Here is a 9,694-nt window from a genome sequence, read left to right as displayed (position 1 = left end):
GTTGGTGTAAATTTACTTTAGGACTTTGGAGGAAATCTTTTATAAAAAGCGGAAGAGGAACCTCGTAGTATCAGCTTTACCAAATATTCCCCGAAGGGAGAGGTTCCTCTGATGGATATAATTCAAGCGGTAGAATCGAAAGTCCTGCAATTGTCGGCAACAATTTTGGAAAGTATTAATGGCGGCTGTAGTTATTTTGAAGTTCAGAAGCGTTTAAAGTCTGATCTGAACCATTTGGGAGTTTCATTGATGAAAGAAATTTTGGAAGGTCTGGACGAAAAAATACGTGAAGAAAGGGGTGAGAGGAGAGGGTATCACGTTGTGCACAGGAACCAGAAGAACAGGATAGTAACGTTGTTTGGGGAGATGGAATACCGAAGGACCTACTATCGTGAGAAAGCAACCGGCAAGTATGTTTACCTGGCTGACGAACGGGTAGGGATAACCCCGCATATGAGGGTAGATCCGGTGGTCAAAGCAGAACTGATGGAAGATGCTGCATCTATTTCTTATGAACAAGCCACGTGCCAATTTGAGAAACAGTCAGGGGTGAAGCTAAGCAAACAAACGGTTGCGAAAACAGTTGAATCGTTCCCCCCGCACAAGCCGGAAGAACCTGAGTCAAAGAAGAAGGTAAAGACTCTATACATAGAATGTGATGAAGATCATATCCCGTGCAAGAGAAAGCCTGGCCTTCAAGCACGCTTGATATATGTCCATGAGGGTCGTGTCGGCACTAAAAAAAGGCCTGCTCTGAAAAACGCATATTACTTTACCAGTGTTACCAAAGACGTCACTGACTTTTGGTTTGAGGTGTGTGATTATCTGGCGTCCCATTACGACCTGTTTTACCTGGAAAAGATATTTTTATCCGGGGATGGGGCCAGTTGGATTCGCACCGGCACAGAAGTTATGCCCGACAATGTCTTTTTCCTGGATCGTTATCATCTGTCCAAGTACATATTGGGCGCCACCGGCCATGTTAAGGGCATGAGATCGAAGGTATACAACCATATAAAAGAACTTGACCTACCGGGAGCAGTTGAACACCTTCGTGAAGCAGCAGATCTTGCAAAAACCGAATCTAGACGGAAACGTGTAGAACATACAATCAGGTATATAACAAACAATTGGAATGGCATCAAAACGGCGGTAACCAATCCCGATGTAAGCTGTAGCGCAGAAGGCCATGTCAGTCACGTTTTATCTGATCGGATGAGCAGCAGGCCCAAGTCCTGGAGTATTGAAGGCGCGGAAAAGATGGCCTCTATGCGGGCCATGCAAGCCAGCAAAGAAAGTATTGAAGATATTTATTTAAAAGCCTGTCCTGAAGGGCAGCCGTTGCTTGTTCTGAAAGAAGAAGCGGAAAAGCAGATGAAAAAATTAAGGAAAAGAATTTATGGCAATGAATGCAGGGGAAACATGCCGTTACTGCAGGGAGGCTTCAGTTTCACCAGGGAAGCTATTAAAAGTTTGATAGATAAAAAAGTGTGTTAAAAATTACGGGGTTCTCTCTTTTTTCCTAAAGTAGGTTGACACCGTCAAAATTGGTGGGGGAAATGCCAATGCTTTTTCCCTGTGATATAATTGTTATGTCAATTGCAGGTTTTGCAGTCCGTGGCTGTAGATTCAACCGGGGAGGTATGCATGAAATATTTCAAAGGAATAGCTCTGGAAGTTCTTTATTCCATTATACCCATCACCGCTGTGATTGTAGTTTTGCAATTTTCCCTTATCGGATTACCCATCGATATTTTTTTACGTTTCCTGGCCGGGGTGGTCATGGTCATTCTGGGCCTGATCCTTTTTCTGGCGGGGATGCGGCTGGGGATACTGCCCATAGGTGAATTGATCGGTGCAGCCCTGCCCGGAACAGGCAAGGCCTGGCTGATGGTTCTGTTCGGGTTTGTACTCGGACTGGTAGCCACCGTGGCCGAACCGAATGTGCAGGTACTGGCTTACCAGGTGGATGCGGTTTCCGGCGCGGTGATCCATAAAAACGTACTCATTTTTGCCGTGGCCCTGGGGGTGGCTGTGTTCGTTGGACTGGGCATGTTGCGCATCATCCTGAAAATTCCACTTGCCTATCTGCTCGTCGGGGGGTATGGATTGGTTTTTTTTCTTTCCGCTCTTGCACCCCCTCAATTTGCACCGATTTCTTTCGACGCAGCCGGAGTGATCACCGGGCCGCTCATCGTTCCCTTTCTCCTGGCCCTGGGGGTGGGTACAAGTGCGGTCCTGTCCGATAAAACCTCCGTGGATGGATTTGGACTGGTCGCCCTGGCCGCCATCGGACCCATCCTGGCCGTTCTTCTGCTGGGGGTGATCTATTTTTGAAAAGCTTTCAGGTTTTTGAAGGGTTCACCAACGTAATTTTCGAAGTAGCCATGGCTTTGATTCCGCTGGTTCTGGTCTTTGTTTTCTTTCAGTTCCTATCCTTGAAATTGTCACGAAAAAAACTGCGCCGCATCCTGCTCGGTTTCGGGCTTTCCTTTGCAGGACTTTCAATCTTTTTGCATGGGGTACAGATCGGTTTCCTGCCGGCCGGAAGACAGATGGGGATTGAACTGGGCAATCTGCATTACAACTGGGTGTTGTTGCCCATAGGTTTCCTGTTGGGTTTTGTAGTCACGTTGGCCGAACCGGGGGTCCATATCCTCAACTACGAAGTGGAGAAAGCATCCGGCGGCTATATCCCCCAGAAGGCGATGCTTTTCACCCTTTCTTTCGGAGTAGCCACCGCCATAGCTCTATCGATGGCCAGAATATTGTATGGTTTTTCGCTGTGGCATTTTGTTATCCCCGGTTTTCTGCTTGCTTTTATTCTGATTTACTATACAAAACGAACTTTTGTATCGATTGCCTTTGATTCGGGGGGTGTGGCAACGGGGCCGATGACAGTTACTTTTATCATGGCTATTGCTATCGGGGCGGCTTCCTCCATAGAGGGGCGTATTCCCTTGATGGACGGTTTCGGCATGGTAGCCATGGTTTACCTGTTTTCAATTCTAGCAGTGTTGGTTCTGGGACTGCTCTATTCTGTAAAGGAGAGAGAGTATGAGCGTAAAAGTGAACAACAGCAAGAAGATCATCTTTACGATTGTCCGGAAAGGGAAAGCTGCCAGGATAGTTAAAGCATCCAGGGAGGCGGGAGCGGAAGGCGGTACGGTCGTCTTTGGACTGGGTACGGGAAAAGATGAGACAGAGGAGTTTCTGGGGGTTACTCTTGAACCGGAAAAAGAGATGATAATCACCTTGATAGCGGAACAGAAACTGGACGATGTTCTGTCTGCCATCGGTCGGACCGGGCGCTTGAACGAGAAGGGCAGGGGGATTGCCTTTGTCATCGATGCATCCAGGACGGCGGGGATTGTGCATCGATCGGTAACAGGGATGGAAGGAGGTAGCAGGCGTACAATGGAACAGGAATGTTCATATGATCTTATCGTGACCATCGTCAATAAAGGCGATTCTGAAAAGGTGGTCGAGGCTTCCAGAAATTCAGGGGCGGAAGGGGGCACCATCCTGTCCGGGCGCGGTACAGGGATCCATGAGCAGGCAAAACTGTTCGGCCTGACCATCGAACCGGAGAAGGAACTGGTGTTAACCCTGATAAAAAATGAGTTGACTTCCCGGGTCCTGGAGGCCATTGTTGATGAAATTCAGTTGAATCGGCCCGGTAAAGGAATTGCCTTTGTCATCAAGGTTGAAAGAGTGGTCGGCATCAGCCATCTGATGGAAACGGATGCCGGGAAACAAGGATAAAAAAACAGGAATCAAAATGACCCCAATCGGGGTGGAGGTGAAGCAGGTGAAAAATTTTGCCCGACTCCTGGTTTTCATGCTAGCCGTTGCTTTGATTCTGGCTTTCCCCGGAGCGGTAATTGCTGCCCCTGCGACGGGGCTGGTGCTTCAGGAAGGGGGGACGGTTTCCTTGCCTCCCCCTGGCCAGATCGATGATTATCTGCGGATGAACCAGCTCCAGATGGTGGGCACACATAACAGTTATCACATAGCTCCCGAAGCGGACCTGTTGAAAAGAATCTGTTTTTTTAGCAAAGATGCCGCTGCATGGGATTATACCCATCTGCCCTTGGCGGAACAATTTGAATGCCAGAATATCAGGCAGATCGAACTCGACGTTTATTTCGATCCCGAGGGGGGGCTGTATGCCAACAGGGCCGGTGCGCTTCTGGTTGGAAAGGATATCCAGGCCGGAATCCCGGCGCTCGACAGGCCCGGTTTCAAGGTATTGCATGTTCCCCATATTGATTATGGAACACATTCCCATACATTGAAGGAGGCGCTGGAAACGGTCAGGGACTGGTCACTGGAAAATGGCAACCATGTGCCGATCATGATCCTGATGGAGGTAAAGGGGCAATTGCCGGTGGAAAGCTTGAGCCTTCCCCTGCGCGCCATTATTGCCGTGGCCGAATTTTTCTTGCATCTGTTCAAGGTTCCTTTTGCCCTGCCCGAACCTGTAGGGGCAGAGGCCCTTGCTGCCCTTGAAGAGGAGATTCTCTCCGTATTCGACCGGGAACATATCATTTCCCCGGACGATGTCCGTGGCGATTACCTTACGCTGGAGGAGGCAGTGCTCACCGAAGGCTGGCCCACATTGGGCGAGGCCAGGGGGCGTGTTTTCTTCGCCCTCGACAATGAGGATGAAGTCCGTGAACTGTACCTTGAAGGTGCCCCGACGCTGAAGGGCAAGATCATGTTCACCAGTTCACCTCCAGGTCAGCCATCGGCCGCATTCATCAAGATGAATGACCCGATGGGGCAGAATGAGGCACTGATACGCGAATATGTCCGCCAGGGCTATATTGTCCGCACGCGTGCCGATGCCGACCTTGTGGAAGGAATTGCCGGAAACACGGAACGATGCGAGGCCGCTTTCAACAGCGGAGCGCAGTATATCAGCACCGATTTTCCATCTTCGGGGGATTCCGGATACATGGTTACTTTGCCCGGTGCAGAAGGATATGCTGCCCGGTGCAATCCCGTTAACGCCATCCATGCCGATGATCGTGACCTGTATGAACTGTTAGAACCGCCGAAATAATAACGAACCGGTTATATTTGCCGAAATCATTGGTAATACTAATGCCATCGCCATACGGTTAACCCTTGGAAAAAGAGGGAAACATGATGATTGACGACAGGTTTACAGCCGGTTTCATAGCCGGAATTATCGGCGGTGCGGTTGCAAGCATCCTGGACTATATTTCATATGGCCTTGGTATAACCAAACTGCTATATATCGACTGGGCATCCGTATTTATTCTGGGGCATCGTTTTGAAAACATCGGGGAGGCCCTTCTGGGGCAGTGGGGTAATCTACTCTTTTGCGGTATGGCAGGAGTAATATTTGCTTACCTGGTGGTTGGCGTTACCAGCAAATATCTGTATTTCAAAGCTATTGCCTTCGCCTATATGGTTTGTTTTTTTACGAATGCAATGGTTTTTATGTTTGATATGAACGCCCTGAAACCCATCGGTGCCTGTACAGCCCTTTCCGATATAATAACGGATGGTATTTATGGTCTGGTGCTGGCCTATGCTTACCTGAAATTTTATTTCCCCGCGGCCGGGAGTTCCCGGAATCAAGCCTGATTTTCACCCACAAATCACTTTCTGAAAGCATGCCCCGCTATTTTTCTGTACTGAACAGGGATGATCCCCATATTTTATTTCTAAAAAGGGAATTGATTTCATATTCTCTATCAGGAAAGGGTGATCGTCTTGAAAAAAAAGAGTCGCTTCATATACCGGGGCATTTCCATACTTCTGATCATGATCATGATCTATTATGGGGGGGCGGCCTTGAAACTGTGGGAACCGATAACACTCCAATCCCATGAAGCAGGCAGCGAAAAATTTTCCGAAGAAAAAAAATGGTTGGCCGGACGTGAAAAATTGTATCGCAAAGCCGCGGCCGAAGCCAACCAGGGACTGACAGGTATCGCTGCTGCCCATCAACTGGATTGGGGGTTGCTTGCTGCCATAGATTTTTTGCTCATCACCACCGAAAAATTCAACAGGGATAGCTTCATACGCGAATTCGATGTTTTTGAATCTGCAATGTATCCTCACTTCAATATACATGAACTTGCCCATGCTCTCCGGCCCGTGCTTCTTGAAGAGGAGCCATATCAAGTGGTAGAAACCGTGTATATCTTGAAAGAAGAATACAGGGGGAAGGGTGGCAAAATGCCGGAAGATGGCATCGGCAATGACCTTCCCGGAAACCCGGAAGACCTGGTCAATCTCGGCCATTACGATGCAAAGACCACGGAAACAAACGTTGTCTTTCCCTTGAAAGTCGATACCTATATGGGAACTTTCACCTATCGCTACACGGAAAAAGATTATTCCCATGTTGCAGGCTACGACGATGAGGGAAGGGTTGCGAAAATGATTCACATCAGAGGGCCGGTACTCACGGACAGCAATTACGAGGAGGATTGGAGTCGTTTCAAGAAAGCCATCGTCGAGCACGCCGGGCTGGTAGAAGAACTGGTCTCGACCGGGGTCAAAGCCAGGGATTTTGTTACGCCTGAAGATAAGAGAAAGATCCTGGAAATTGCCCAGGAACTGACCTACGGTTTCAATTTTTTTGACATGATCGGCCACTACGGTCATGCCTGGCCAGTCCTGGAAGGCGGACGAAAAGTGAGTTCAGTCTTTGGTTGGCGGCCGGATCCTTTTGGCGGTGGGCGCCGTGAATTCCATACGGGCCTGGATATTGCTCCCATGGTCAAGGGGAGGCCGGGGGATATCCTCGTGGCATCGGCCTCCGGAAAGATTCGTGCCCGGGGGGGGTACGGTTCACCCCGTGGTTTTTATCTGGAGATTGACGACAAGAACGGGTTACGACACCGCTATTTTCATCTCGATGGAAGAAAACCTTTTCATCAACGTGCCCTTACCGGAAATATCAAGGTGGGGGAAATCATAGGTTTTATGGGCACGAGCGGCAGATCCACGAATGTACACCTTCACTTTGATGTCAGTTATGACGGGCAGGTTCCGGCCATCCTGAAAAATGTTAAATGGATCGATGATGATGAACGCAAGGGCTTGAACCGCAAATATATCCATGAAAGATATTTTATCTGCCCCTGTATATTGCTCAAGCATGTTGCCCCCGACATTGAAAACAGCTGCAATTCCCCCAACCCGAAGGTTACAGGTATGTCCAGAAGGGAAATGCCTTGACATGGTCGTGTGGTTTTTGTACAACCTGACGGTGGATTTCATCTACCCCTCACCCTACTGCCAGAGAAAGAAAAGGTACAACCTGTCATTCTGAGAGAGCGGCTGTAGTTTGCCGCGACCGAAGAATCCCCTCCTCAAGCACCCCTTACTATCGGCATAAACTGGTTCCCGTTTTCCCCGTACGGATATGTTGGCGTCAGCGACATAGAGTGAATGGTTGCCATAGCCGGTGAAGGCGAGGAAGCGAAACGGGACTGCCGACGTGATGTGACAGAGTATTACCTGTCATTCTGAGGAAGCCCTGCTTTTGGGGCGACCGAAGAATCCCCTCCTCGTACACACCTTGGTGCCGGAATAAACTGGTTCCTGTTTTTTCCTGGACCGGTCGCCGAGCCAACATATAACAAAAAGAAAAAGAAAACGTGGGCGGCCGAGGAGACCCTTGCTAATACCACTTACTCAGGGGGGGAAGCCATTTCCCGGGTTTTATCTTTTCGCATACCAACAAAAAGAAAGCTTCAATTCCCGAAGAATCCCCTCCTCAAGATTAACTACTGCATGAATTTTACGGTGCAAAAAGTACACCCATTTAAAAAAGGAAATCGTCGCCCGATTATAGAAATAACCAGAGAGTTGCCGGGAAGAATTCAAAAATAATTTTGAATCATATACATGATATGTACGTTTTCACAAACAGAGCCAGATGGCCTGTATGAACATGGGATCAAGTTATTCAAAAAAGTTATTGAAAGGATGGTGTAGCCTGATGGCAGGAAAGAAGAACAACAACACCGACAAAGATTGGTGGAAGAAGGCGGTATTTTATCAGATTTACCCAAGAAGTTTCATGGACAGTAACGGTGATGGAATCGGCGACATACCGGGTATTATCTCCAAGCTCGATTATCTCAACGACGGCACGCCCGATTCACTGGGCATAGATGCCATCTGGTTTAGCCCCTTTTTTAGAAGTCCGGACCACGATTACGGCTACGATATCTCCGATTACTATGACATCGATCCGCGCTATGGAACACTTGAGGATTTTGACCGGCTGGTTGACGAGTGTCATAAGCGCAATATCAGGGTGATGCTTGATCTTGTTGTAAACCATACTTCAAACGAACATCCGTGGTTTCTGGAGTCCAGTTCCTCGCGGGATAACCCCAAGCGTGATTGGTATATCTGGTGTGATGGGCGGGGTCCTGACAACAAGCCCCCCAATAACTGGAGGAATAATTTCTTTGGCTCGGCTTGGGAATGGGATGAGCATACTGAACAGTACTATCTGCATTCTTTCCTGAAAGAACAGCCCGACCTGAACTGGTACAATCCCGAGGTGAAGGAAGCGATCTTCGACGTGGTACGTTTCTGGCTCGACAGGGGTGCGGATGGCTACCGTCTCGATGTGGCCCATCATTATTGCAAGGATGTGCTGCTGCGCGACAATCCCCCTTTTTATTTCAGGGAGAGAGTGCCTGACAAGTTGTCCTGGACTGACCGCCGACTGGAATACAACCTGTTTTACCTTCTGAGCTTGCCGGAGTTTCAGATCAACAGGTACAACAAGCATCATCCCGAGACTCATTACATCCTCAAAGAATTCCGCCGTATCCTGGACAGTTATCCGGGGAGGACCAGCGTGGGGGAGATCGAAAATGAAGACCCGAGGGTGACGGCTTCTTATTATGGTGAAAATGATGAACTGCACATGAATTTTTATTTCGATCTGATGTTCTGTCGCTGGCGTGCAGATTCTTTCCGCCGGGCCATCGACCGATGGGAAGAAATCTTGCAAGGCGACAAGTGGCCGGCCTATACCTTCAACAACCATGATCAGGCCCGCGCATTGAGCAAATACGACACAGCCAATCGGGGGGATAAACGTGCCCGTCTCATGGCCCTGGCATTGCTGACGTTCAGGGGGACGCCGTTTCTTTATTACGGTGAAGAAATCGGGATGAAGAATGCGACGCTTTCCAGGCATGAACTCCGGGATCCGGTGGGTTTGAAATGGTATCCGGTTTTCCCGGGACGCGATGGGGCCAGAACCCCGATGCAATGGGAAGACAGATATGGCGGTGGCTTTACCACCGCTATGCCCTGGTTGCCCATCGGCCCCGAACTGGATACACGAAATGTAAGTGTACAGGAAAACGATCCGCATTCGATGCTTTCTTTTTACAAAAAGATGATCTGGTTGCGCAAGGATTGGCCTTCATTGCAGACAGGAAGTTATCGGAGTCTGACCAGGGGTGTGCCCCACAACTGTTACATGTACCTGAGAGAGCTCGGTCAGGAGAGATTGATCGTTGCTCTGAATTTCTCTGATATAAATCAGAAAATCATGTTGACCAAAGAGGACAGGGAATTTGACATCCTCATAACTACCGATTCGACGCGCATGGAGAAAACAACGGGGAACGAGTTGAAACTGAGCCCCCTGGAGGGGTGTATAATAAAAATATAA

Annotated in this window: 8 protein-coding genes; all 8 read left to right on the top strand. The window is 48.8% G+C overall.

The window, feature by feature from the left end; genetic code table 11:
• Nucleotides 1-111 precede the first annotated feature (111 nt).
• The 8 genes from GX364_07550 to GX364_07515 all read left to right on the top strand — a co-directional run bounded on the left by GX364_07550 (nt 112) and on the right by GX364_07515 (nt 9,694).
• Complete coding sequence (locus tag GX364_07550; protein NLI70701.1) at nt 112-1,497, top strand: ISLre2 family transposase; 1,386 nt, start codon at nt 112-114, stop codon at nt 1,495-1,497.
• 150 nt (nt 1,498-1,647) lie between these two features.
• Nucleotides 1,648-2,337: a DUF1538 domain-containing protein gene (locus GX364_07545; GenBank protein ID NLI70700.1), complete on the top strand. Its 690-nt coding sequence runs from the start codon at nt 1,648-1,650 to the stop codon at nt 2,335-2,337.
• 50 nt (nt 2,338-2,387) lie between these two features.
• Nucleotides 2,388-3,134: a DUF1538 domain-containing protein gene (locus GX364_07540; protein ID NLI70699.1), complete on the top strand. Its 747-nt coding sequence runs from the start codon at nt 2,388-2,390 to the stop codon at nt 3,132-3,134.
• A complete protein-coding gene (locus GX364_07535) occupies nt 3,058-3,765 on the top strand; it encodes a P-II family nitrogen regulator (GenBank protein NLI70698.1) in 708 nt (235 codons plus the stop codon). The genes GX364_07540 and GX364_07535 overlap by 77 nt, the downstream gene beginning before the upstream one ends.
• 46 nt (nt 3,766-3,811) lie before the next feature.
• Nucleotides 3,812-5,068: a hypothetical protein gene (locus GX364_07530; GenBank protein NLI70697.1), complete on the top strand. Its 1,257-nt coding sequence runs from the start codon at nt 3,812-3,814 to the stop codon at nt 5,066-5,068.
• A gap of 83 nt (nt 5,069-5,151) precedes the next feature.
• A complete protein-coding gene (locus tag GX364_07525) occupies nt 5,152-5,619 on the top strand; it encodes a hypothetical protein (protein ID NLI70696.1) in 468 nt (155 codons plus the stop codon).
• A gap of 129 nt (nt 5,620-5,748) precedes the next feature.
• Nucleotides 5,749-7,224, top strand: coding sequence for a M23 family metallopeptidase (locus tag GX364_07520; protein NLI70695.1), 1,476 nt, complete (start codon nt 5,749-5,751; stop codon nt 7,222-7,224).
• A gap of 766 nt (nt 7,225-7,990) precedes the next feature.
• On the top strand, nt 7,991-9,694 hold the full coding sequence (locus GX364_07515; GenBank protein NLI70694.1) for an alpha-glucosidase: 1,704 nt from the start codon (nt 7,991-7,993) through the stop codon (nt 9,692-9,694).

Source organism: Bacillota bacterium, assembly GCA_012518215.1.
Classification (GTDB): domain Bacteria; phylum Bacillota; class Dethiobacteria; order DTU022; family PWGO01; genus JAAYSV01.
This window is presented reverse-complemented; position numbering and strand designations above follow the sequence as displayed.

Coding starts and splice junctions, on each gene's coding strand:
- GX364_07550 (NLI70701.1), top strand. CDS start 112: ATGGATATAATTCAAGCGGTAGAATCGAAAGTCCTGCAATTGTCGGCA.
- GX364_07545 (NLI70700.1), top strand. CDS start 1,648: ATGAAATATTTCAAAGGAATAGCTCTGGAAGTTCTTTATTCCATTATA.
- GX364_07540 (NLI70699.1), top strand. CDS start 2,388: ATGGCTTTGATTCCGCTGGTTCTGGTCTTTGTTTTCTTTCAGTTCCTA.
- GX364_07535 (NLI70698.1), top strand. CDS start 3,058: ATGAGCGTAAAAGTGAACAACAGCAAGAAGATCATCTTTACGATTGTC.
- GX364_07525 (NLI70696.1), top strand. CDS start 5,152: ATGATGATTGACGACAGGTTTACAGCCGGTTTCATAGCCGGAATTATC.
- GX364_07515 (NLI70694.1), top strand. CDS start 7,991: ATGGCAGGAAAGAAGAACAACAACACCGACAAAGATTGGTGGAAGAAG.